The 23,338-nt window shown below is 62.6% G+C and carries 21 protein-coding genes; 4 read left to right on the forward strand and 17 right to left on the reverse strand.

Annotated features, from left to right (window positions below; translation table 11 throughout):
- Nucleotides 1-26: 26 nt before the first annotated feature.
- A complete protein-coding gene (locus tag E3O25_RS15165; RefSeq protein ID WP_134361558.1) occupies nucleotides 27-695 on the forward strand; it encodes a YdeI family protein in 669 nt (222 codons plus the stop codon).
- A 35-nt stretch (nucleotides 696-730) separates the two neighbouring features.
- Here E3O25_RS15165 and E3O25_RS15170 read toward each other — a convergent pair whose 3' ends face one another.
- The 9 genes from E3O25_RS15170 to E3O25_RS15210 all read right to left on the reverse strand — a co-directional run bounded on the left by E3O25_RS15170 (nucleotide 731) and on the right by E3O25_RS15210 (nucleotide 10,872).
- Nucleotides 731-1,246, reverse strand: coding sequence for a bifunctional nuclease family protein (locus tag E3O25_RS15170; RefSeq protein WP_134361559.1), 516 nt, complete (start codon nucleotides 1,244-1,246; stop codon nucleotides 731-733).
- An 87-nt stretch (nucleotides 1,247-1,333) separates the two neighbouring features.
- Entirely contained in the window at nucleotides 1,334-2,308 is a 975-nt protein-coding gene (nrdF, locus tag E3O25_RS15175) for a class 1b ribonucleoside-diphosphate reductase subunit beta (RefSeq protein ID WP_092106255.1), read from the reverse strand.
- A 48-nt stretch (nucleotides 2,309-2,356) separates the two neighbouring features.
- Nucleotides 2,357-4,462, reverse strand: a complete 2,106-nt coding sequence (gene nrdE / locus E3O25_RS15180; protein ID WP_092106794.1) for a class 1b ribonucleoside-diphosphate reductase subunit alpha — start codon at nucleotides 4,460-4,462, stop codon at nucleotides 2,357-2,359.
- Between the two features lie 29 nt (nucleotides 4,463-4,491).
- Nucleotides 4,492-4,896 carry a class Ib ribonucleoside-diphosphate reductase assembly flavoprotein NrdI gene (gene nrdI / locus E3O25_RS15185; RefSeq protein ID WP_092106257.1) on the reverse strand — a complete coding sequence of 135 codons (405 nt, stop codon included), beginning with the start codon at nucleotides 4,894-4,896 and terminating at the stop codon, nucleotides 4,492-4,494.
- Nucleotides 4,897-4,956: 60 nt separating this feature from the next.
- Nucleotides 4,957-5,190 (reverse strand): glutaredoxin-like protein NrdH, encoded by a 234-nt coding sequence (gene nrdH, locus E3O25_RS15190; RefSeq protein ID WP_035880942.1) that lies wholly within the window; start codon nucleotides 5,188-5,190, stop codon nucleotides 4,957-4,959.
- 494 nt (nucleotides 5,191-5,684) lie between these two features.
- Nucleotides 5,685-6,776 carry a sugar-binding protein gene (locus tag E3O25_RS15195; RefSeq protein WP_134361560.1) on the reverse strand — a complete coding sequence of 364 codons (1,092 nt, stop codon included), beginning with the start codon at nucleotides 6,774-6,776 and terminating at the stop codon, nucleotides 5,685-5,687.
- An 80-nt stretch (nucleotides 6,777-6,856) separates the two neighbouring features.
- Nucleotides 6,857-8,194, reverse strand: a complete 1,338-nt coding sequence (gene mmsB, locus E3O25_RS15200) for a multiple monosaccharide ABC transporter permease (protein WP_092106261.1) — start codon at nucleotides 8,192-8,194, stop codon at nucleotides 6,857-6,859.
- Nucleotides 8,191-9,741 carry a multiple monosaccharide ABC transporter ATP-binding protein gene (gene mmsA / locus E3O25_RS15205; RefSeq protein WP_092106263.1) on the reverse strand — a complete coding sequence of 517 codons (1,551 nt, stop codon included), beginning with the start codon at nucleotides 9,739-9,741 and terminating at the stop codon, nucleotides 8,191-8,193. Before mmsA ends, mmsB begins: the two co-directional genes overlap by 4 nt.
- A gap of 84 nt (nucleotides 9,742-9,825) precedes the next feature.
- Nucleotides 9,826-10,872, reverse strand: coding sequence for a LacI family DNA-binding transcriptional regulator (locus tag E3O25_RS15210; protein WP_134361561.1), 1,047 nt, complete (start codon nucleotides 10,870-10,872; stop codon nucleotides 9,826-9,828).
- A 161-nt stretch (nucleotides 10,873-11,033) separates the two neighbouring features.
- Between E3O25_RS15210 and E3O25_RS15215 the strand changes: the two genes are divergently transcribed.
- A complete protein-coding gene (locus E3O25_RS15215; protein WP_092106267.1) occupies nucleotides 11,034-11,852 on the forward strand; it encodes a shikimate 5-dehydrogenase in 819 nt (272 codons plus the stop codon).
- A 168-nt stretch (nucleotides 11,853-12,020) separates the two neighbouring features.
- Here E3O25_RS15215 and E3O25_RS15220 read toward each other — a convergent pair whose 3' ends face one another.
- Together E3O25_RS15220 and E3O25_RS15225 are read right to left on the reverse strand one after the other, a co-directional pair.
- The gene (locus E3O25_RS15220; protein ID WP_134361562.1) at nucleotides 12,021-13,172 is read right to left on the reverse strand and encodes a cystathionine gamma-synthase; all 1,152 of its coding nucleotides are present in this window, start codon (nucleotides 13,170-13,172) and stop codon (nucleotides 12,021-12,023) included.
- A gap of 26 nt (nucleotides 13,173-13,198) precedes the next feature.
- Nucleotides 13,199-14,563, reverse strand: a complete 1,365-nt coding sequence (locus tag E3O25_RS15225) for a cystathionine beta-synthase (RefSeq protein ID WP_134361563.1) — start codon at nucleotides 14,561-14,563, stop codon at nucleotides 13,199-13,201.
- Between the two features lie 275 nt (nucleotides 14,564-14,838).
- Here E3O25_RS15225 and E3O25_RS15230 point away from each other — a divergent pair, with 275 nt between their 5' ends.
- Complete coding sequence (locus E3O25_RS15230) at nucleotides 14,839-15,519, forward strand: DUF3105 domain-containing protein (RefSeq protein WP_134361564.1); 681 nt, start codon at nucleotides 14,839-14,841, stop codon at nucleotides 15,517-15,519.
- A gap of 11 nt (nucleotides 15,520-15,530) precedes the next feature.
- Entirely contained in the window at nucleotides 15,531-16,235 is a 705-nt protein-coding gene (locus E3O25_RS15235) for a DUF305 domain-containing protein (protein ID WP_134361565.1), read from the forward strand.
- 86 nt (nucleotides 16,236-16,321) lie between these two features.
- On the opposite strand, the gene E3O25_RS15240 is transcribed toward E3O25_RS15235, so the two are convergent.
- The 6 genes from E3O25_RS15240 to rplJ all read right to left on the reverse strand — a co-directional run bounded on the left by E3O25_RS15240 (nucleotide 16,322) and on the right by rplJ (nucleotide 23,088).
- On the reverse strand, nucleotides 16,322-18,229 hold the full coding sequence (locus E3O25_RS15240) for an ABC transporter ATP-binding protein (protein WP_370448772.1): 1,908 nt from the start codon (nucleotides 18,227-18,229) through the stop codon (nucleotides 16,322-16,324).
- Between the two features lie 78 nt (nucleotides 18,230-18,307).
- Nucleotides 18,308-19,186 (reverse strand): carbohydrate ABC transporter permease, encoded by an 879-nt coding sequence (locus tag E3O25_RS15245; protein ID WP_134361566.1) that lies wholly within the window; start codon nucleotides 19,184-19,186, stop codon nucleotides 18,308-18,310.
- Nucleotides 19,183-20,544, reverse strand: coding sequence for an ABC transporter permease subunit (locus E3O25_RS15250; RefSeq protein ID WP_134361567.1), 1,362 nt, complete (start codon nucleotides 20,542-20,544; stop codon nucleotides 19,183-19,185). The genes E3O25_RS15245 and E3O25_RS15250 overlap by 4 nt, the downstream gene beginning before the upstream one ends.
- A gap of 23 nt (nucleotides 20,545-20,567) precedes the next feature.
- Nucleotides 20,568-21,875, reverse strand: a complete 1,308-nt coding sequence (locus E3O25_RS15255; protein WP_134361568.1) for an ABC transporter substrate-binding protein — start codon at nucleotides 21,873-21,875, stop codon at nucleotides 20,568-20,570.
- A 261-nt stretch (nucleotides 21,876-22,136) separates the two neighbouring features.
- Nucleotides 22,137-22,520: a 50S ribosomal protein L7/L12 gene (gene rplL / locus E3O25_RS15260; RefSeq protein WP_092106285.1), complete on the reverse strand. Its 384-nt coding sequence runs from the start codon at nucleotides 22,518-22,520 to the stop codon at nucleotides 22,137-22,139.
- A gap of 52 nt (nucleotides 22,521-22,572) precedes the next feature.
- Nucleotides 22,573-23,088 carry a 50S ribosomal protein L10 gene (gene rplJ / locus E3O25_RS15265; protein ID WP_092106287.1) on the reverse strand — a complete coding sequence of 172 codons (516 nt, stop codon included), beginning with the start codon at nucleotides 23,086-23,088 and terminating at the stop codon, nucleotides 22,573-22,575.
- Nucleotides 23,089-23,338 lie beyond the last annotated feature (250 nt).

Consider the following 23,338-nt stretch of genomic DNA (forward strand, 5'->3'; position numbering starts at 1 on the left):
CCGGTGCCGTCTGGCAGACTCGGGGCATGTCCACGATAGGTACGCCCGGCGGCACACCAGAGCGCCCGGCGGTCTTCTTCGCCACGCCCGAAGAGTTCCGCAACTGGCTCGAGGCGAATCATGCCACCGCAACGGAACTCTGGATGGGCCTCTACAAGAAGCACGTGCCCGACCGCGGGCTCAGTTGGGAGCAGGCCGTGCCCGAAGCCTTGTGCTTCGGCTGGATCGATTCCGTGGCCCAGCGCATCGATGACACGGCACGGCGCCAACGGTGGACTCCGCGTAAGCCCGCGAGCATCTGGTCAGGCGTCAACATTGCGTTGGTGGAGAAGCTCACCGCTGAGGGGCGCATGCGCGAGGCCGGCATTGCCGCGTTCGAGCGGCGGCGTGCAGACAGATCGGGGGTGTATTCCCACGAGAATCCCGACCGGGAGCTGCCTCCTGCGGCAGCGGAACGACTGGCGGCGAACCCCGCTGCATCCGCGTTCTGGGAGGCAGCAACAGTGACCTACCGCCGACAGGTCACCCACTGGGCGCTCACTGCCAAGCAGGACGCCACCCGCGAACGACGGCTGGCTCAGCTCATCGATGACAGCGCAGCCGGTCGGCTGGTTCCCTTCCAGCGCTATGGCGAAGTGCCCAAGTGGGCGCAGCGCGCCGCCGACGCGGCGCGAGCGGCGGCATCCGGCCAATAGATCCGAACGTCGGGCCCGGGCGCTCGCGGTCAGCATCAGCTTTGAAAATCTTCCGGGTCGACGTGCTCCAGAAAATCTTTGAATTCGTCGAGCGATTGCTCCCGGTCAGGGGTCTCCTCCACGTTGCCGCCAGATTCAACCAGCGCGGCGGGAATACCCTCGGCCTGCAACACGTCGTCGGCGACGAAGATCGGCGCTCCGGCGCGCAGAGCGAGTGCGACGGAATCCGAGGGCCGGGCATCGAGCACGAATGGGCCGGCCGCAGTGCCGAGAGTGATTTCGGCGTAGAAGATTCCTTCGTCGATGCGGGTGACGTCGACTCGCTCGAGGTGGGCATCAACGGTGTCGATCAGCGTCTTCATCAGATCGTGCGATAACGGTCGTGGCGGCGCCTCACCGCTGAGGGCGATCAGCGTGGAAGTCGCTTCCTGTTCCCCGACCACAATCGCCAGAACGGTTCCAACGGCCTGCGGCTCCCCGATCGGTTTCAGCAGGATGATGTGATGGATCTCACTGTCGATTGCAACCCCGAGAACGCGTACCTCTACCATGGCGACCCTCTCGAATCATTGTGCAGAACACCGCCATCGTACGTCCGCTCACCGGTCAGGGGCCTTGGCAGCGACAAACTTAGATACTTAGAAGTCCCAGTCGTCGTCCTCGGTGACTACAGCCTTGCCGATCACGTACGACGAGCCCGAGCCGCTGAAAAAGTCGTGATTCTCGTCGCCGTTCGGTGAGAGCGCGGAAAGAATCGCCGGGTTCACGTCGCAGACATCCTTCGGGAAGATGGCCTCATAGCCGAGGTTCATCAGCGCCTTGTTGGCGTTGTAGTGCAGAAACATCTTGACGTCTTCGGTCAGGCCGACCTCGTCGTACAGGTCTTGGGTGTACTGCACCTCGTTCTCGTACAGCTCGAAGACGAGGTTGAAGGCGTAGTCCTTGATCTCGTCGCGACGCTCCTGCGTGGACTTCTCGAGACCCTTCTGAAACTTGTAACCGATGTAGTAGCCGTGCACGGCTTCATCACGAATGATCAAACGGATGAGGTCGGCCGTGTTGGTCAGGCGCGCCCGGCTGGAGAAATACATGGGCAGGTAGAAACCCGAGTAGAACAAAAACGACTCCAGCAGAACCGAGGCGACCTTGCGCTTGAGCGGGTCGTCACCCTGGTAGTAATCCATGACGATGGAGGCTTTTTTCTGCAGGTTCACGTTCTCGGTCGACCAGCGAAAAGCTTCGTCGATGTCCTTGGTGTTGCTCAGGGTCGAGAAGATCGACGAGTAGCTCTTGGCGTGCACCGATTCCATGAACGCGATGTTCGTGTAGACGGCCTCTTCGTGCGGGGTGATGGCATCGGGAATCAGCGACACGGCACCGACCGTGCCCTGAATCGTGTCGAGCAGAGTCAACCCGGTGAACACGCGCAGGGTGAGCTGCTGCTCGACCGGTGTGAGCTGGTTCCACGACTGGATGTCGTTGCTGAGCGGAATCTTCTCCGGCAGCCAGAAGTTGTTGGTCAGTCGGTTCCAGACCTCGACGTCTTTCTCGTCTTCGATCCGGTTCCAGTTGATCGCGTCAACGTGCGACACCAGCTTGAGCTTGTCAATCATTGGAGGTGTTCCTTCGTTCAAGATTTATGCAGAAAACAATCAGCAAACTCACAACATGCACGAGACGCAGTTGTCCACCTCCGTGCCAGCGAGGGCCATCTGACGCAGGCGAATGTAGTAAATGGTCTTGATGCCCTTTTTCCAGGCGTAGATCTGGGCGCGGTTGATGTCGCGGGTCGTCGCGGTGTCCTTGAAGAACAGGGTGAGCGACAGCCCCTGGTCCACGTGCTGCGTCGCCGCGGCGTACACGTCGATGACCTTCTCGGAACCGATCTCGTAGGCATCCTGGTAGTAGTCCAGGTTGTCGTTCGTCATGAACGGCGCCGGGTAGTACACGCGGCCCAACTTGCCTTCCTTGCGAATCTCGATCTTCGCAGCGATCGGGTGAATCGACGCGGTCGAGTTGTTGATGTACGAGATCGACCCGGTCGGCGGCACGGCCTGCAGGTTCTGGTTGTAGATGCCGTGCTTCACAACGGATGCCTTCAGCTCGGCCCAGTCGGCCTGCGTCGGAATCGACACCCCGGCCTGCGTGAAGAGTTCGGCACCGCGGGCGGTCGTGGGCTCCCAGACCTGGTCGGTGTACTTGTCGAAGAATGCGCCCGAGGCGTAGGTGGAGTTTTCGAAGCCCTCGAAGGTGCGGCCGCGTTCAATGGCGATGGCGTTCGAGGCGCGCAGGGCGTGGAATAACACCGTGTAGAAGTAGATGTTGGTGAAGTCGATGCTCTCTTCGCTGCCGTAGTAGACGCGCTCGCGGGCGAGGTAGCCGTGCAGGTTCATCTGGCCGAGGCCGATGGCGTGCGAGCGGTCATTGCCGTCTTCGATGGAACGAACCGAGCTGATGTGGCTCTGTTCCGACACCGCGTTGAGACCGCGAATGGCGGCGTCCACGGTGCGGCCGAGGTCGCCGGAATCCATCGCGAGCGCAATGTTCATCGACCCCAGGTTGCAGGAGATGTCCTTGCCGATCTCGTTGTACGAAAGGTCTTCGTTGTACGTGGTCGGGGTGTTCACCTGCAAAATCTCGGAGCACAGGTTCGACATGTTGATGCGGCCCTCGATGGGGTTGGCCTTGTTCACCGTGTCTTCAAACATGATGTACGGGTAGCCCGACTCGAACTGAATCTCGGCGAGCGTCTGGAAGAACTCACGCGCCTTCATCTTCGACTTCTTGATGCGGGGGTTGTCGACCATCTCGTGGTACTTCTCGGTCACCGAGATGTCGGCGAAGGGCACGCCGTAGACGCGCTCCACGTCGTAGGGCGAGAAGAGGTACATCCACTCGTCGTTCTTGGCCAGCTCAAAGGTGATGTCGGGAATGACGACACCCAGAGAGAGGGTCTTGATGCGAATCTTCTCGTCGGCGTTCTCACGCTTGGTGTCGAGAAACCGCATGATGTCGGGGTGGTGCGCGTGCAGGTACACCGCGCCTGCGCCCTGGCGGGCACCGAGCTGGTTGGCGTAGCTGAAGGAGTCTTCGAGCAGCTTCATGACGGGGATGATGCCGCTCGACTGGTTCTCGATCTGCTTGATCGGCGCGCCGGCCTCACGAATGTTGCTGAGCAGCAGGGCCACGCCGCCGCCGCGCTTGGAGAGCTGCAGCGAGGAGTTGATGCCGCGGGAGATCGACTCCATGTTGTCTTCGATGCGCAGCAAAAAGCACGAGACGAGCTCGCCGCGCTGGGCCTTGCCGGAGTTCAAAAAGGTGGGGGTTGCGGGCTGAAAACGGCCGGCAATGATCTCCTCGACCAGGGCGACGGCGAGCTTCTCATCGCCGGAGGCGAGACCGAGCGCGGTCATCACGACGCGGTCTTCGAAACGCTCGAGGTAGCGCTTACCATCGAAGGTCTTGAGCGTGTACGAGGTGTAGTACTTGAACGCACCGAGAAAACTCTGAAAGCGGAACTTCTTGGAGTAGGCCAGGTCGTTCAGGCGCGTGATGAACTCGAACGAGTACTGGTCGAGCACGGCCTGCTCGTAGTATTCCTTCTCGACCAGGTAGTCGAGGCGCTCGCGCAGCGAGTGAAAGAACACCGTGTTCTGGTTGACATGCTGCAAAAAGAACTCGCGGGCCGCCTCGCGGTCCTTGTCGAACTGGATCTCCCCGTTCGGGCCGTACAGGTTGAGCATCGCGTTGAGCGAGTGGTAATCCATGCCAGAGGGCGCGTCGATGGGTGTGATCTTCACGGCTGTTGTTTCCAAAATTCTTCCAATCCGTCGTGAACGATGCGTACATCATCCGGTGTTCCAAATACTTCAAAGCGATAGAGGTGGGGCACCTTGCACTTGGCGGCAATGATGTCGCCGGCCAGGCAGTAGGCCGTACCGAAGTTCATGTTGCCGGCGCCGATAACGCCGCGAATCAACGAACGATTGGTCTCGTTGTTCAAAAATTTGATGACCTGCTTGGGCACCGCCCCGCCCACGCTGCCGCCACCGTAGGTGGGTACGCAGAGCACGAAGGGTTCCTGGGCGACGAGCGGCTCTTCGCGTGCGTGCAGAGGAATGCGCGCTGCCGGCCGACCGAGCTTCTCGACGAACCGACGCGTATTGCCCGAGGTGCTCGAGAAGTACACAATGTCAGTCATCTAGGGTGGCGATTCTGGTCGGGCGGCAGAGTGGTGCGGGGTGTTGCGCGTTGATGGTGACTACGCGAGGCGAGCGGCGAGGGCGTTGATCTTGTCGGGGCGAAAGCCCGACCAGTGCTCTTCGTCGGTGATCACGACGGGCGCCTGCAGGTAACCAAGGGCCTTCACGGCCTCCAGGGCATTCTCGTCGACCGAAAGGTCGAGTACCTCGTACTCGATGCCCTTGTTGTCGAGGGCGCGGTAGGTGGCCGTGCACTGCACGCAGGAGGGCTTCGTGTAAACGGTGATTGCCATGGTTATGGCCTTTCTGCTTGGCTGTTCAGTCTAAATCTGTTCGACATACTTCGCAAGTATGTTCGATGAAACTCGGTGATCACCGGCAAGAAATCGCTGGTGATCACGGTGCATACCATCGTGCAAAGTGAGCAAGTTTACTGTCTGGCCGTAGTGCCTGACTAGAGTTTCAATACTACATCTAGTGATCTTCCGGCTCAATAGCCACTACATGCAGTAATTACAATTATGTAGTTATCCACCGACATTCCACATGTTGCTCACAGTTCCCGGCCGCGGAAGCGCCCTGATTCCGCGGAACTTCAGCCGGTTATCCACAGGCATGGTTCTCGACATTATTTTGCCTGTGGAATCGCGGTCGGCGTGTCGCAGCCGATCGCTTGCGGGCATCCGCTGGTTGACGGCGAAGCCGGCCAGACGCGCGAAAACGGGCCGGCCCCACCGAAGTGATGACCGGCCCGTCAGGGCGTGCGCGCGAAGCGGATGCCGACGCTCTACTTAGTCAGCGGCTCCAGGTTCGGGTCGTTGGCGTAGGCCTCAGCCGCATTCTCCTTGGTCACGATGACCGGGGGGATCAGGTACGCCGGCACGATCTTGTTGCCGTTGTCGTAGGTGTCGTCGTTGGTCTCGGGAGTACCGCCGGTCTGCAGCGCCTTGACCATGTCAATGGCCTGCGCAACGAGAAGACGGGTGTCCTTGTTAATGGTGGAGTACTGCTCCCCCGCCATGATCGACTTGACCGACTCCACTTCGGAGTCCTGACCCGTGACGACCGGAATGGGCTTGCCGGCTGCCTTCACCGAGGTGATGATGGCGCGGGCCAGGGTGTCGTTGGGCGAGAGCACGCCGTCGAGTTCCTGGTCGCCGTAGGTGCTCGTGAGCAGCGAGTCCATGCGGCTCTGGGCATTCTCGGCCTTCCAGTCGGCCGTCGCGGTCTGCTTGATGTCGGTCTGACCGGAGGCGACGACGAGGGTTCCGTCGTCGATCTTCGGCTGCAGAACGCTCATCGCACCGTTGAAGAACACCGGCGCATTGGCGTCGGCGGAGTTACCCGAGAACAGCTCAATGTTGTACGGCCCCTCGGGCTTCACCGCGGCAAGTCCGTCGAGGAGTGCCTGCCCCTGCAGTTCGCCCACCTTGAAGTTGTCGAACGCTACGTAGTAGTCGACGTCGTCGGTGTTGAGGATGAGGCGGTCGTAGGCGATAACGATGGCACCAGCGTCATGGGCATCCTTGACCTGCGTGCCAAGCTGTCCGCCGTCCTGGGCGCCCACGATGATGACCTTGGCCCCGTTGGTGACCATCGCGGAGATCTGGTCCTGCTGGTCCTTGACCGTGGTCGATGCCCCGGCGTACTGCACGTCACCCTCGAAGCCAGCCTCGGCGAGGCCGTCCTCGAAGAGTCCGCCGGCCAGCACCCAGTTCTCGCTCGTCTTTGAGGGAAGCGCAACACCGATGACGGCATCTTCGGCAAACCCGGCTGCGGCACTGCCACCACCGGCCGTTTCGGGTGCTCGGCTTGAGCAGCCGGAGAGCGCCATGAGCGCTACCGCGGCGACCGCTGTGACGGTGAGAATTTTTCGCATGTCAATCACTTTCTGTTTTGGGTTAAAGGAACTGGAGTGGGAAAAACGTCGGACCGGTGACTTTCGAGGAACGCTGGCGTTCAATTCGAAGCGTTGTCCGCTGGCCGCGCTGAGGCCGGCGTGCCGGCATCCGGAAGCACCGCAGGCGGAGGTTGCGGCGGGTCCGACAACTTGCGGTTGCGGGTGAGCAAGCCGATGATCGACGGTCGTCCCTGACTCTTGTTCCAGACGTCTACGCCGACGGCCACGAGAAGCACGAGGCCCTTGATGATCTGCACCAGGTCGGAACCCACGCCGAGCAGTTGCAGCCCGTTGTTCAGAACGGCCATGACCAGGCCACCGACAATGGAGCCGATCACGGTGCCGATGCCGCCCGAGACCGCCGCGCCGCCGATGAAGACCGCCGCGATGGCGTCGAGTTCCCAGCTGAGACCGTCCTGCGGGCCGGATGCCCCGGCGCGAGCCACGAAGATCATGCCCGCCAGGCTCGACAGGATCGACATGTTCATCATGACGAGAAAGTTGACCCTGCGGGAGTTGACGCCGGAGAGTTCCGCGGCGAGCTTGTTGCCACCCACAGCGTAGACATGACGGCCGACGATGGTGTTGCGGGTGACGAAACTGTAGAACAGCACCAGCACGCCGAGGATGATTCCCGACACTGGAAAACTCGTGCCGACGCGGCCACCGGCGAAGAGGAAGGTTGCATAAATGACGACGGCAACGAGTAGTCCCACCTTGAGCACGCTGCCCCACAGTGGGGATATCTCGGAGTGCATCGTCTTCTGCACTTTGCGAGCCCGCCACTCGCGCACGGCAATCGCGATGGCGATCAGAAAACCGAGCACGAGCGTGAGGTTGTTGAAGCCGGTGATCGGGCCCACTTCGGGAAGGTAGCCCGCACCGATCAGAGTGAAGCCGTCCGGAACCGGAACGGTATCGGCGTTACCGATCAACTGGTTACCGCCACGAAAGATCAGCATGCCGGCGAGCGTCACGATGAAGGCGGGAACACCGATGTAGGCCACCCAGAATCCCTGCCAGGCTCCGATCAGCGCTCCAACGAAGAGGCCGAAAAGTATGGCGAGGGGCCACGGAAAGTTCCAGTCCGACATGGAGATTGCCACCACGATGCCGGAGAAAGCCGCGACCGAACCGACCGACAGGTCGATGTGGCCGGCGATGATAACCATGACCATGCCGATGGCGAGAATGAGGATGTAGGAGTACTGACTGACGAGGTTGATCAGGTTGCCTGACGAGAGGGTGAGGCCGTCGGTCAGAAACTGGAACAGCAGGATGATGGCGATCAGGCTGAAGAGGATTCCGAATTGACGCAGGTTACCCTTGCCGCGGCCGAAGATCGGCTTGCGACCTTCGTCTTTTTTCGTGTCGATCGGGGCTGTGTTGCTGCTCATATGCTGCGCACCTTCTTCTTGGCAGAGGTCATGCTTTTCATCAGGGATTCCGGGTCGGCATCGGCACCGTCAATGCAGTCGGTGATGGTGCCCTCGAAGATCGTGTAGATGCGGTCGGCCAAGCCGAGCAGCTCGGGCAGCTCCGACGAGATCAGGATCACACCCTTGCCCTGGGCGGCGAGGGCCTGGATGATGCCGTAGATCTCGTATTTTGCCCCGACATCGATGCCCCGGGTGGGTTCATCCAAAATGAGGATGTCGGGATCAGTGAACATCCACTTGGCCAGCACGACCTTTTGCTGGTTGCCGCCGGACAGTTTGCTCACGCCCATGTCGACGTTGGGCGTCTTGATGCGCAGGTTTTTGCGGTATTCCTCGGCGATGGAGTATTCCTTGGCGTCGTTCACGACGGGGCCGGCGGAGATTTTTGAGAGCTTGGCCGAGACGATGGAGCGCTTGATGTCGTCGAGCAGATTGAGCCCCAGCGCTTTGCGGTCTTCACTCACGTAGGCGAGACCATGCTCGATGGCCTCCCCTACGTTGCGCAGTTCGATCTCTTTGCCGTCCTTGAAGATGTGGCCGGAGATGAAGTTGCCGTACGATCGGCCGAAGATGCTCATGGCGAGCTCGGTGCGGCCCGCACCCATCAGACCGGCGATTCCGACGATCTCGCCGGTGCGCACGGTCAGGTTGGACCCTTTGACGACCATCCGCTCGGACACCTGAGGGTGTTGCACGGTCCAGTCCCGAACCTCGAAGAACACCTCCCCGATTTTCGGTGTGCGGTCGGGAAACCGGCTCTCCAGGCTGCGGCCGACCATGCCGCGAATGATGCGGTCTTCATTGACGCCGTCGGCGGCGATATCGAGAGTCTCGATCGCCCGGCCGTCGCGAATAATGGTGATGGAGTCCGCGATCTGCTCGATCTCGTTGAGCTTGTGCGAGATCATGATCGAGCTGATGCCCTTGCCCTTGAGCCCCCGAATCAAGTCGAGCAAGTGCTGGGAGTCGGCCTCGTTGAGCGCGGCGGTCGGCTCGTCGAGAATAAGCACCTTCACCGATTTGTTGAGGGCTTTGGCGATTTCAACGAGCTGCTGCTTGCCGACGCCGATGTTCTTGATCAGGGTGTCTGGATCGTCGCGAAGGCCGACCCGAGCGAGGAGCTCGTAAGCGGTTCGCTTGGCACCGACCCAGTCGATAGCGCCCCACTTGGTGGGTTCATTGCCAAGAAAAATGTTCTCGGTGATTGAGAGTTCGGGAATGAGGGCCAGTTCCTGATGGATGATGGCAATTCCAGCGGCTTCGCTCGACCGAATGTCCTTGAACCGCATCTCAGTGCCCTGAAAGATGATGTCACCCGAATACGAACCGTATGGGTAGACCCCGGAGAGCACCTTCATGAGCGTGGACTTGCCAGCGCCGTTCTCGCCGCAGATCGCGTGGATCTCTCCGGCCATAACGGTGAGCGACACATTGGAGAGCGCTTTCACGCCGGGAAACTCCTTGGTGATGGAACGCATCTCCAGGATCACGTGCTCAACCGCCATTGGTTTACTCCTCCGTCAGCGGTCATTGTGACCGTTCACATCGAAGTCAATGCTGGCCTTTGCGCCCAGCCGTGTCAAGGGCCGTTAATAACGCTTAAGTAACGGCAGCCGGGAAACCGGCACCGGTCCGGTCGATCCGCGCACGACCAACCGCGGAGCGATGGGGGCCGTCGGCAGTTCCGTGCCCGTTCCCATCTCGCGCAGCAGCGTCGCAAAAGCGAGACGGCCGATCCCGTCAAAATCCTGATGCACCGTGGTGAGTGGCGGCCAGCTGTGGCTGGCCACCGGCACATCATCGAATCCCACTACGCTCACGTCGCCCGGAACCTTGAGCCTGGCGTCGTGCAAAGCGTGCAGCAGGCCCAACGCCATCTCGTCGTTGGCCGCGAACACCGCCGAGAAATCCCGAGATCGAAGCAGCTCCTGACCCGCGAAATAGCCGAAGTCGGCGGTCCAGTCCCCCAGAATCGGCGGATTGGTTATCAGGTCGGCGTCGTCAATCTCGAGCAGGAAGCCACGCATGCGCGCTTCCGCCTCGTTCCAGTCCTGCGGGCCAGCCAGGTGAACAATCTCCCGGTGACCCAGTTCGATGAGGTGGCGGGTGGCCATCCTGGCACCCAGAATCTGGTCTGCCGCGAGCGCCCGCAGGTCATGTTTTCCCGTGGATTGCAGGCTGACGTAAGGAACAGCGATGTCCAGACGCTCGAGCACATCAAACACCCGTTCCTGCGGCGCTATGATGACGAGACCCTCGACCGCCTGGTCGAGAAGATGCTCCAGGGCATCCTCGATCGCCGCCGGGTCGGCCACGCCCAGGTTGGCGGTATCAACGAAGTATCCCTGCCGCCGGGCGGCGTCCTCGATGGCCGCGACGCTGCGGGCCGGGCCATACTGGGCGCTCGACGCGGTGAGAACACCGATCGTGCGGGAGCGCCCCTTCGACAGCGCCCTGGCTGCCTGGTTCGGGCGGTATTGCAGCTCCTCCATCGCCTGCAGGATGCGGGCCTTCGTGGTCTCACGAATGTTGGGGTGGTCGTTGAGCACGCGCGACACTGTCTGGTGCGATACCCCGGCGAGGCGCGCAACATCACGGATGCTGGGCGCGCGATCTTTAGGAAGATCTGCCGACATGGACAACCTTGCTCGCATGTGCACGGTCACAATTGTGAGCGCAGGTCCATTATGCTCCCCGGCCCGTTTTCCCGCGGACCTAGTTTTTCGCACACCGATCGGTCCGGCGCGCGGCACCGGCGGGGCGCGACGAAACCGACGGAACAGGTCACACTGTACGCATGCCCATTCTGAACAAAGATATGACCCTGTGCATTTCGCTGTCGGCCCGACCGAGCAATCTGGGCACCCGGTTTCACAATTATCTCTATGAGGAGTTGGACCTGAACTACATCTACAAAGCGTTCGCCCCGACCAATCTGGCCGATGCCATTGCGGGCGTGCGCGGGTTGGGCATCCGTGGGTGTGCGGTGTCGATGCCTTACAAGGAAGACGTCATCGCGCTTGTCGATGACCTGGATGCATCGGCGTCGGCCATTGACTCGGTCAACACGATCGTGAACGACAACGGCCACCTGACCGCCTACAACACTGACTATTCTGCCGTGCAGCGCCTGCTGACCGAACACGAGGTACCGCGCGGGTACTCGGTCATCGTACGCGGCAGCGGCGGCATGGCGAAGGCCGTTGCCGCAGCTCTGCACGACGCCGGGTTCGCCCGCGGCACGATCGTGGCACGCAATGAGGCCACCGGCCGGGCCCTGGCCGCGCTCTACGGCTACGACTGGGCATCCGAGGTGGCAGACCTCACCGCCGAGCTGATCGTCAATGTCACTCCGGTCGGCATGGCTGGCGGCGCTGAGGCCGACCATGCGTCGTTCCCGGCTGCGGCGATCGAGGCGGCGTGCGTGGTCTTCGACGTCGTCGCCTCGCCCGCCGAGACACCGCTCATTATGGCGGCGCGGTCGCTCGCCAAACCGGTCATCACGGGGGCTGAGGTGGTGGCCCTGCAGGCTGAGGAGCAGTTCTTTCTGTACACGGGCATCCGTCCCACCCCCGACCAGGTGCGCCGCGCCTCCGCCTTCTCCCGGCTCCCCTGACCCGTGTTCCATTTTCCGGGCCCGGGCCCGGAAACCGGGCCCATGATCAATCGTGGGCCCAGTTCCCGAAGGTGGGCCCGGCACCGCAGTACCCCGAAATATGGTCCAACTCCCCATCCGATCCGCAAGTTGGACGGGGCCCGGGCCCCGTCCCACGAGCAGGCCGGGTCAGGCGCGGGGCAGCGCGCTCTCCAGGTCGGCGATGAGGTCGGCGACGTCTTCGATACCGACCGACAGGCGCACGATGTTGTCGGGAACCTCAAGCTCTGTGCCGCGCACCGAGGCGTGCGTCATCTCGGAGGGGTAGTTCACGAGCGACTCGACCCCGCCGAGCGACTCCGCCAGCTGGAACAGCTGCATCGACTCGGCGAACAGGCGCGCAGCGGCCGCGCCACCAGCGAACGCGATGGAGATCATGCCACCGAAGCCGGACATCTGCTTCTTCGCCAGTTCGTGGCCGGGGTGTGCGGGCAGACCCGGGTAGTAGACCTGCTCGATGGCGGGGTGATCGTCGAGGAACTCGGCGATCACCTGGGCGTTGCTGCAGTGACGGTCCATGCGCACCGAGAGCGTCTTGATGCCGCGCACGGTGAGCCAGGAGTCGAGTGGCGCCGACACCGGCCCGGCCGCGAACTGCAGAAACTGGGCTTTCTCGTGCAGCTCGTCGTCGTTGATGATGAGCGCCCCGCCGAGCACGTCGGAGTGGCCGCCGAGGTACTTGGTGGTCGAGTGCACGACAACGTCGGCGCCGAATTCAAGCGGATGCTGCAGCGCCGGTGACGCAAAGGTGTTGTCGACGATCGCGACCACGCCGTGCCGGTGCGCAATTTGGGCGAGCGCCGCGATGTCGCTGATCTTCATGAGCGGGTTGCTCGGCGTCTCGACCCAGAGGATCTTCGTTTCCGGGCGGATCGCTGCTTCGACCGCCGCGAGGTCGCTCATCTCGACCGTGGTGTTGAGCACGCCCCAGGCGGCGTGCACGGTATTGATGAGGCGGTGGGTTCCGCCGTAGACATCGTTACCGAGCACAACATGGTCTCCCGGCTTGAGGATGGCGCGCAGGATGGTGTCTTCCGCGGCGAGTCCGCTCGCGAACGCCAGGCCGTGCTTGCCGCCCTCGAGCGCGGCGAGCAGGGTCTCGAGCACGGTGCGGGTGGGATTGCCGCCACGACTGTACTCATAGCCGCCGCGCAGGTTGCCGATGCCGTCCTGCACGTAGGTGGAGGTCTGGTAGATCGGCGGGATGACGGCGCCGGTGGTCGGGTCGAAGGCCTGGCCGGCGTGGATGGCGATCGTGTCGAACTTCTGGCTGTTGGCCATGGGTGCTCCCTCGTTGAAAATGATGATTAAACGCTCAGGTAGCTGAGCAGGTCGTGCCGGGTGATCACGCCGAGCGGCTTCCCGCCGTCGGTCACGAGCAGGGCGTCGTGTTCGGCGAAGGCGGCGCGCGCGGCAGCCACGGGTTCGTTGACGCCGATCAGCGGCAGCGCGTCGCCGACGATGGAGCCGACCCGGTCGGTGAGCTTGGCGTCGCCGGAGAAGACCAGGCCCATCAGGGCGCGCTCATCCACGGCGCCGAGTACCTCGCCCATTACGACGGGCGGTTTGGCGCTCAACACCAGCAGCTGTGACACGCCCTTGCTGGTCATGGTCTCGATTGCATCGTGCACCGTGTCGCTCGGGTGCACGTAGACCAGGGCTGGCAGGGTGCCGGTCTTCGATTCCAGCAGGTTGGCGACCGTGTGGCCGGCCGGGGCGTTGCTGAAACCGTAGCTGCGCATCCACCCGTCGTTGAAGATTTTGCCGAGATAGCCGCGACCGCCGTCGGGCAAAAGCACCACGATTGTGTCATCGGGGCCGAGCTTTTCGGCCGCGCGCAGGGCGGCGACGACGGCCATTCCGCTCGAGCCGCCCACGAGGATACCCTCCTCGAGTGCGAGGCGGCGGGTCATCGCGAAGGAGTCGGCGTCAGAGACGGCGATGACCTCGTGCACGACCGTGGGGTCGTAGGCGCCCGGCCAGAAATCCTCGCCCACGCCCTCCACGAGGTAGGGGCGGCCGGTTCCCCCGGAGTAGACCGAACCTTCCGGGTCGGCGCCAATAATTTGCACGGTGTCGTTGGAAACCTCACGCAGATATCGACCGGTGCCGGTGATGGTGCCGCCGGTGCCGACGCCCGCGACGAAATGGGTGACGGTGCCGTCGGTGTCGCGCCAGATTTCGGGGCCGGTCGTCTCATAGTGGCTGAGCGGCCCGTTCGGGTTGAAGTACTGGTTGGGCTTGAAGGCGCCGGGAATGTCACGGGCCAGCCGGTCCGAGACGCTGTAATACGACTCGGGGTCCTCCGGGGCGACCGAGGTCGGCGTCACGACGATTTCGGCACCGTAGGCCGTGAGCACGTTCCTCTTGTCTTCGCCCACCTTGTCGGGCAGCACGAACACGCACTTGTATCCGCGCTGTTGGGCCACCAGGGCCAGGCCGACCCCGGTGTTGCCCGAGGTGGGCTCGACGATCGTGCCGCCCGGCAACAACTGCCCGTCGCGCTCAGCAGCGTCGATGATGCGCACCGCGATGCGGTCCTTCGCCGAGCCGCCCGGATTAAGGTATTCGAGCTTCACGAGCACGGTGGCGCGAACTCCTGCGGTGACCTTATGGAGTTTGACCAGCGGGGTGTCCCCGATGAGGTCAAGGATGGTGTTTGCGATCTTCATGGAAATTCCTTCTATCGAGCCGCACGCCATCAGGCGGACACGGCCTCGGATGACACACCGGGCAAGCTACACTCTGGCTTGTCGGCGGCCGGTTACGAACGTGAAGGGTCGGCTAGCGACAGCAGCAACACGACAAATGAACGGGCACCATTCCACTCTATCGGGCGGGGAGAGTCGGCGACCAGCCTGAGAAATAACTGTGAGGGCGCCATCGAGGGAAGCTACAGGCTCGACTGATACGTTCGAATAGGTGTAGATCCAACAGAGAGGCCCACGTGACCCCCCAGCCCGGCTCCCCCGTGAATAAAGCGTCAATCAAAGAAGAACGCGCCGCGAAGCGCGCGAAAAAGCTGGAGGAATATCACCGCCAACAGAAGCGCGGTAAGCGAAACCGGCTGATCGGCATCATCGGTGGTGCGGTGGCCATTATAGCGATCATCGCCCTCGTGGTGGCAGCGTTCGTGCTGACCCCGAAGGCTGCGAATTATGCCGGCGGTGGTGCCGGTGACGCATCAACGGTCGACGGCACCGAGACCTTCTCCAACGCGGCCGGCCACGTTGAGACGGCCGTGACATATGAGCAGACGCCGCCCGCCGGCGGCGAGCACAACCCGGCCTGGCTCAACTGCGGTGTCTATATGCAGGCCGTTCCCAATGAGAACGCCGTGCACTCGCTCGAGCACGGGGCCGTCTGGGTCACCTACGATCCCTCGATCGCCGATGCCGAGTTGGAGACTCTCAAGGCCCAGCTTCCGTCGAGCTACGTCATCCTCTCGCCGTTCGAGGGTATTCCCGCACCGATCGTGCTGAGCGGCTGGAACGCCCAGCTGCAGGTCGATAACGCCAACGACCCGCGCATCGCCGAATTCTTCACTGAGTTCTGGAAGAGCACCAACGTGCCCGAAGACGGCGCCTCCTGCTCGGGCGCGATCGACGCGCCCGGCAAGGTCTCCTAGAACGCACACCAGTGACTTCTGACAACGCGCAACCCACAGTGGATGCCCACCGGCCGCATGCCCGCCGCCCGGTTCTGCGCACCATCGTCGTCTCGGTGATCGTCACGGCGCTTTTCGTCGGTGCCGTGGCTTTTTCGGCGGGACGGCTCAGTACCATCGTCGACGCCACCCCCGACACGAGCAGTGCTGAGGCAGGCTTCACCCGGGACATGCAGGAGCACCACAACCAGGGTGTCGAACTGGCCCTGATCGTGCGCGATCTCACCCAGGACGGGCCCGTTCGGCTGCTCGCCTACGACATTGCGACGACACAGGCCAAGCAGAGCGGGCAGATGTCGGGGTGGCTCGCCGTCTGGGGCCTGCCGCAGTTCGCTCCGGAACCGTCCATGACCTGGATGACCCGGCCGACACTTGCCGGCGCGGAGCACAATGCGTCGCACACGACCGACTCCGGCGCAGCCCACATCGCCGGGGAACCAATGCCCGGACTCGCGACCACGGCGCAGATCGCGGCGCTCACCGCGGCATCCGGTGTGGAAGCTGAACGGCAGTTTCTCGTCATCATGATCGCCCACCACCGAGGCGCGATCGAAATGGCCGAGGCCGTGCTGGACCGCAGCACGAACGCGACCGTGCAAAGCTTTGCGACGTCGGTGGTGCTGAGCCAGAAATCCGAGATTGACTTGATGACTGACATGCTCGCTGCACGCTCGTAGCCCGCCACCAGACGTCGCGGGCCCAGCTTCGGGAACCGGGACCATGATCTACCCTCGGCCCAGTTTCCGGGCCCGGGCCCGGCAAGTTAGAGCACAGGACTGGACGTGATCTGGCGGGCGTAGAGGCTCGCGTAGACGGCGCCACGGGAGAGCAGTTCAGCGTGAGTGCCGCGCTCGACGATACGGCCGGCGTCGACGACGAAGATCACATCGGCGTCGACGATGGTCGACAGGCGGTGGGCGATGGCGATGGTGGTGCGACCGTGGCTCGCCGTATCAAGCGCGGCCTGCACCACACTCTCCGAGATGGAGTCGAGCGCGCTCGTTGCCTCGTCGAGAATGAGCACCGGCGGGTCTTTCAGCAGCACCCGGGCGATGGCGATGCGCTGCTTCTCACCGCCGGACAGCCGGTAACCGCGCTCCCCTACCATCGTGTCGTACTTGTCGGGGAACGAGTCGATAGTGTCGTGAATGTTGGCGGCGCGCGCGGCCGTGACCAGTTCTGCATCCGTCGCCTCTGGCTTGGCGTAGCGCAGGTTCTCGGCGATCGTCGCGTGGAACAGGTAGGTCTCCTGGCTCACGATGCCGATATGCGACACGAGCGATTCCTGCTGCAGGTCACGCACGTCGACGCCGGAGAACAACACCCGACCGGCCGAGGCCTCGTAAAAGCGCGGGATCAGGTACGACACGGTGGTCTTGCCGGCGCCCGACGGGCCGACGAACGCGGCAAATTGACCCGGTTCGATAGTGAGCGACACGTCGGCGAGGGTGGGGCGGGCGTCACCGCCGGCATCCGGATAACTGAAACGCACGTGGTCGAACTCGACCCGACCGCGATCACCACCGGCCGACGGCACCTGGGCCGCGTCGGGCTTGTCGCTGATCGCCGGCTTCAGGTCGAGGTACTCGAAGATGCGCGCAAACAACGCTGAGGAGGTCTGCAGGTCGAGCGCAACGCGCATGAGGCCGAGCAGCGGAAAGATCAGCCGCGCCTGCACGGTCGTGAACGCCACGATCGTGCCGGGCGTGACATCCGTCGTGCCGTTGAACATGAGCGCCCCGGCCACGAGGTACACGATCGCCGGGATCGCGGACAGGAACACGCTGACCGTGGCAAAGAACCACTGGCCGCTCATCTGCTGGCTGACCTGCAGCCGCACCTGGTTGCGGTTTTCCTGCGCGTACCGATCGATCTCGTTCTGCTGCCGGGTGAAGCTCTTCGAGAGCAGGATGCCGGACACGCTCAGGGTCTCCTGGGTGATCGCCGTCATGTCCGACAGCGATTCCTGGGTTTTACCGGCGATGCGTGCCCGAACCTGCCCCACCCGGCGTTGCGCAAACACCAGGATCGGCATCAGCACCACCGCGACGATGGTCAGTTGCCAGCTCAGCAGCAGCATCGCCACGAACGCCGCGATCACCGTGACCGTGTTGCCCAGAATGCTCGAGATGGTGTTGGTCAGCACGGTCGCGACGCCGCCGACGTCGTTCTGCAGTCGCGACTGAATCACGCCGGTCTTGGTCTTGGTGAAAAAACTCAGCTCCATCGCCTGCAGGTGGGTGAACAGTCGCACCCGCAGGGCACCCATCACCTTGTTTCCGACGGTGGCCGTGAGCCAGGTCTGCCAGACACCGAGCAGGGCATTCACCAGAAAGACACCGAGCATCATCGCTACCAGTACCCCCAGCACCGAAAGGTTGGGGGTGCCTCCTGGCGGGAAAAGACCGTCGTCAAAGGCCCGCTGGGTGAGCAGCGGCGGCACCACTGAGAGGGCTGCGCTGATCAGAACGAGCACGACGGTGATGCTGAGCGTGCTGCGGTGCGGAGCGAACAGTGCGCCGATCCGAGCCAGCAGATGCGGGATGCGCGGGGCGAGCGCGTTCTCGGCGCGCTGCGCTGCAGCATCCGCTCCACTAACCCGCTTGCGGGGACGCTCGACCCCAGCCTGCTGCCGCGGGCCATGCCCAGGGGCGCCGTGCATTCCACTCATGCATTTACTCTAAACGTCACCGCCGACCCACCAGAACGGATGCCCGTGGCCGGGCCGGCCACTTCTCGGACGTGAGATCTATTTTTGCGAACCAGCCAAAAGCGCCTGCACAAAATAACGCTGAAAGGCGAAGAACACGATCAGTGGCACGATCATCGACAGGAACGCGCCGGAGGAGAGAACGTCGATGTTTGACCCGAACTGACGCAACTGGCTTTGAATGGCCACCGTCAACGGTTGCGAACTCGAGTTCGTGAAGATCAACGCCACCAGCATGTCGTTCCAGGTCCACAGAAATTGAAAGATAGCCAACGAGGCGATGGCCGGGCCGCCGAGCGGCAGGATGACCTGAACGAAGATTCGCCAGTCGCTGGCCCCGTCAATGCGGGCGGCTTCGAGGAGTTCAGCCGGAACCTGCATGAAGAAGTTGCGCAGCAGAAAGATTGCAAAAGGCAACCCAAACGCGATGTGAAAAAGTATGACGCTGAGTACGGATCCGAATATTCCGACGGCGCCGAACATGCGCGCGAGCGGAATGAGCGCAACCTGAATGGGCACGGCCAAAAGCACGATCACGACGATCAGCAGCCAGTCCCGGCCGGGAAATTGCAGCCAGGCAAAGGCATAACCAGCCAAAGCCCCGATGACCACCACCAACACCGTGGTCGGTACCGCGATCATGATCGTGTTCCAGAATGACCCGGTGATCGCGGTGTTGGATAGCAGATTGACGTAGTTGTCGACGGTCAACTGCGCCGGCGTGGTGAAAACCGTCCACCACCCGGACGACGCGCTGTCACCGACCGTACGCAGGGACGAGATGAACAGTCCAACCGACGGAACCAACCAGAAGATGGCCACGAGGATCAACAGAAAATTGACGAAGCCCTTGCCAAAGAAGCCGAGAATTTTTTGAGCGATGGTTTGTTTACCGCGCACAATGGTGAGGTCGCTCATCGCTGCCGCTCCTCCCGGAACCGTCGGATATTGATGATCATCGAGGGCAGAACCAGGATCAGCAGCAGAATGGCCAGCGCGCTGCCGAGCCCCTGATTGTTGCCACCGCCGAAGGACACCGTCCACATTTCCACCGCGATCACGTTGGCCGCCGGTTTCGCCGAGCCTGGTGGTATGACGTAGACCAGGTCGAAGATTTTGAGCACGTTGATGATGAGGGTCACGAACACCACGATCAGTACCGGAGAGAGCAGCGGTGCCGTGATTCGGGTGAAGACGTTCCACTCGTTGGCCCCGTCCATGCGTGCCGCTTCCTGCAGGGAACGGTCGATGGCCGACAGACCCGAGGAGATCATGACCATGGAGAATCCGGCCCAGATCCAGATATACGACAGGATGATGACCCCGGTAATGAAGGTTGAGCTGAGCCAGGACACGCCTTGATAGCCCGCATCGAAGTTCGAGGCCGGCAGAGCCACGCGATAGGAACCCTCCGCCAGCCCGTCGATGACGTAACGCCCGGCCGCATCGGTGGTAGCGGATGCTGCTATCGCGCCGTCCGCGGCGACGGCATCGACCAGCACTCCGGGCAGCCCGGTTTTTCCGTCGTCGATCTGGCCGTTCGTTCCGCCGCCGCCCCGCACGACGTCCAGCCAGACGGTGCCCACCAGCTGGCCGGCCCCGGCATTAGCAGCCGGTTCGGCCTGCGCGGCCGTCGCGGGCACGCTGTCGGCACGAATGCCTACCAGCGGAAAGTTCTGCTCGGACCCGGATTCGAGCGAGTTTTCGCTCGCGATGACGCCCCGATCCTGTACGAGGCCCAGACCATCCCGGCCGGCGGCACCGGGGTAGGCGGCGTCCTGGCCGAAGGCGCTGTTGACCGCCACCAGGGCCGCGTTGACCACGCCGAGGTTCGGGTTCTCCTGAAACATGCCCCGAAAAATTACCCCGGCGGCCAACATCGAAATTGCCATCGGCATGAAGATGATCAGTTTGAAGGCCGTCGCCCACTTAATTTTCTCCAGCAGAACCGCAAAGATCAGCCCGAGAATGGTACACGCCGCCGGGGCAACGAGAACCCACAGAACGTTGTTGCGGATGGCCGTGAACGTCGAATCGTTCGTGAACATCGTCACATAGTTGTCCCAGCCAACGAATTCACCACCACCCGCACTAAAGAACGACCGCACGACCGTGTAGACGATCGGGTAGAGAACGAGCGCTCCCAGGAGCACCAGGGCCGGGGCGAGAAAGCCCAGCGCGATCATGAACATCCGGCGGCGCGATGACCCGTGCGGGGGGCGACGCGTGTCGCCTCCCGCCGGAGAATTCGCTACCGGAGCAACCAACTGAGTCATTGCTCTACTCCGCTCGTGAGGGCTTAGCTGGCGTACGCCGCGGCTGCGGCATCCTCGAGCTTCTGTTGCGTGCCCGCAACATCAGACGGGTCCTGCAGGAACTCGATCATAATCTGCCAGAAGCCCTGGCCCGCCGTGCCACCGAACGCGCTCGGTGTGAGGTCGGACATGTCGAAGCGGAATGTCTCGGCACCGGTGAGCGCCTCGGCAATCTGACGGCTGGTGTCGTCCGGGTACAGCGAGGTGTCGACGTTGTTGTTCGGCGACGTTAGTCCGCCCTCCGGTACCCAAACCTCGGCCGCAGCAGGCGAAGCGAGGAACTGCATGAGCGCGTCCGTCGCGGCATCGTCGGTGAAGGACACGGCAACGTCGCCACCACCGACCACGGCGGGGGCCGAGTCGTTGACGGCGGGGAAGTCGTAGAACAGGGCGTTCTCGCCGACCGTCGACGTGCCGTCATCGGAGATGTTGCCGGCCACGAAGTCACCCTCGTAGACGGTCGCAGCCTTAGGGTCGGCCCCAAACACCTCGGTGACCGACTCGGGGAAGGTGCGCTGCGCTGCGCCCGCCTCGACCAGGGCGTCGTCACCCCATAAGGTGGCAAGCACATCGAGTGCCTCGGTGACCGATGGGTCCGTCCACGGAATCTCGTGGTTGGTCAGCTGGTCGTACAGATCACCGCCGGCCGTGCGCAAGTAGACGTTTTCGAACCAATCGGTGAGCGGCCAGCCCACGTCGGCGCCGATGGAGATTCCGGCGTAACCGGAGTCGGCGACAATCTGCAGCTGGGCCAGGAAGTCGTCCCAGCCTTCCGGAACAGCCGCCCCGGCCTGATCGTAGAGATCGGCGTTGTACCACATGGTCGATTTGTTCGACGCCTTGAACCAGACCCCGTACTGGGTGCCGTCGGAGCTTCCGAGGTCGACCCAGCTCTGCGAGTAGTTCTCGGCGACGGCCGCGATGGCCTCTTCGGAAAGCGGCTGGAGGTTTCCGTCGGCCGCGAGCTGATTCATCAGGGCCGGCTGGGCGAGCATGGCAACGTTGGGCGGGCTCCCGCCTTCAATCTGGGTGCCGAGGGTCGTGGCCGCGTTGTCGCCAAAGCTGGAGTAGTTCACGGCCGCACCAGACTCTGCGGTGAAGGCGGCCAGGACGGCTTCGAAGTTGGTCTGCTCCGCGCCCGACCAGGCGGCTGAGACTTCGAGCGTTGTTCCGGCGAATTCGCCGCTGCCGCCGGGGTCATTTGGAGTTGATCCCCCTGAGGTGCAGCCCGCGAGTGTTAAACCTGCTACAGCCGCGATGGCGACGGGGACAATAAGTCGTTGATGACGCATGGTCTTCTCCTCATTGAAAGGCTGTCACGAAAGGGTTTTGCACCTCCAACCTATGAGGGACCGCACGGACGGGCAAGGTCACACACGCGGGCTGCGCGGGTGGATGCCAAATCGTTACTCGGCGATGTCTCTGGGTCACACCCGACCGGACTGCGCCCGAAACGAACTGAAGGCGCCATTTCCATTTGGAAATGACGCCTTCATGTTCAAACGAGCCAAATCAACGGCTACGCCTCAATCAGATCCCCTTGCGGGGAGTGACTACTTGAGGGTAACGGTTGCGCCGGCCTCTTCGAGGGAAGCCTTAGCCTTCTCGGCAGCGTCCTTGGCAACGCCCTCGAGGACGGTCTTCGGCGCGCCATCGACAACGGCCTTGGCCTCGCCGAGGCCCAGGCTGGTGAGCTCGCGCACAACCTTGATGACCTGGATCTTCTTGTCGCCGACGGCGTCAAGGATGACGTCGAACGCGGTCTGCTCTTCGACCTCTTCAGCAGCAGCGGCGGGGCCAGCGGCTCCGGCAGCGGCGACGGGAGCGGCTGCGGTGACCTCGAAGGTCTCCTCGAACGCCTTGACGAACTCGGAGAGCTCGATGAGGGTCAGGCCCTTGAACTGCTCAAGCAGGTCTTCAGTGGAAAGCTTTGCCATGATGTACTCCTATAGTTTCTAAAAAATTCGTGAACCGTGAACGGGCAGGTGCCTAGTTCGCGGACTCCTGCTTCTCACGCAGCGCGTCGATGGTGCGAACAGCCTTCGACAGCGGTGCCTGGAAGAGATAAGCGGCTCCGAACAGCGATGCCTTGAAGGCGCCGGCCAGCTTGGCCAGCAGCACCTCGCGGGACTCGAGGTCGGCAAGCTTGCCAACCTCCGCTGCGGTGAGCGGGTTACCGTCAAAGTAACCGCCCTTTACCACCAGGAGAGGGTTTGCCTTGGTAAAGGCACGCAGGGTCTTCGCGACGGCGACGGGGTCTCCGTGTACGAAGGCGATAGCGGACGGACCGACAAGTTCCTCGTCGAACGAGGTGATGCCGGCCTTGTTGGCCGCAATCTTGGTGAGCGTGTTCTTTACCACGGCGTACGTGGCGTCCTCACTGATGGACGTGCGCAGGCTCTTGAGCTGCGCAACAGTGAGACCGCGGTACTCGGTGAGCAGAACGGCGGTCGAGCTTTCGAATTTCTCCGTAAGCTCGGCGACCGTTGCTTCCTTGTTCGCCATGGTGCTCCTCATTAATAATCATGTGCCGGGTAGCCCGGGGCGCAGACATGAAAAAAGCTCCAGCGCAAGGCGCCGGAGCTTGGGGAACAATCCAAAAGACTGTAACTGAACTTCGAACACCTGCGCGGGCCGTTCACGTGAATGAACCTTCGTCTGCACTTCTGTCTCTCGACATAGCGCAGCAACCGGCGGTCTGTGGCTGAGGACCACTGTACGGCACGGGTCGGGCGCGTGCAAATCAGGGGCGGCG

It is taken from the genome of Cryobacterium sp. TMT1-3, from assembly GCF_004402315.1.
GTDB lineage: Bacteria > Actinomycetota > Actinomycetes > Actinomycetales > Microbacteriaceae > Cryobacterium > Cryobacterium luteum.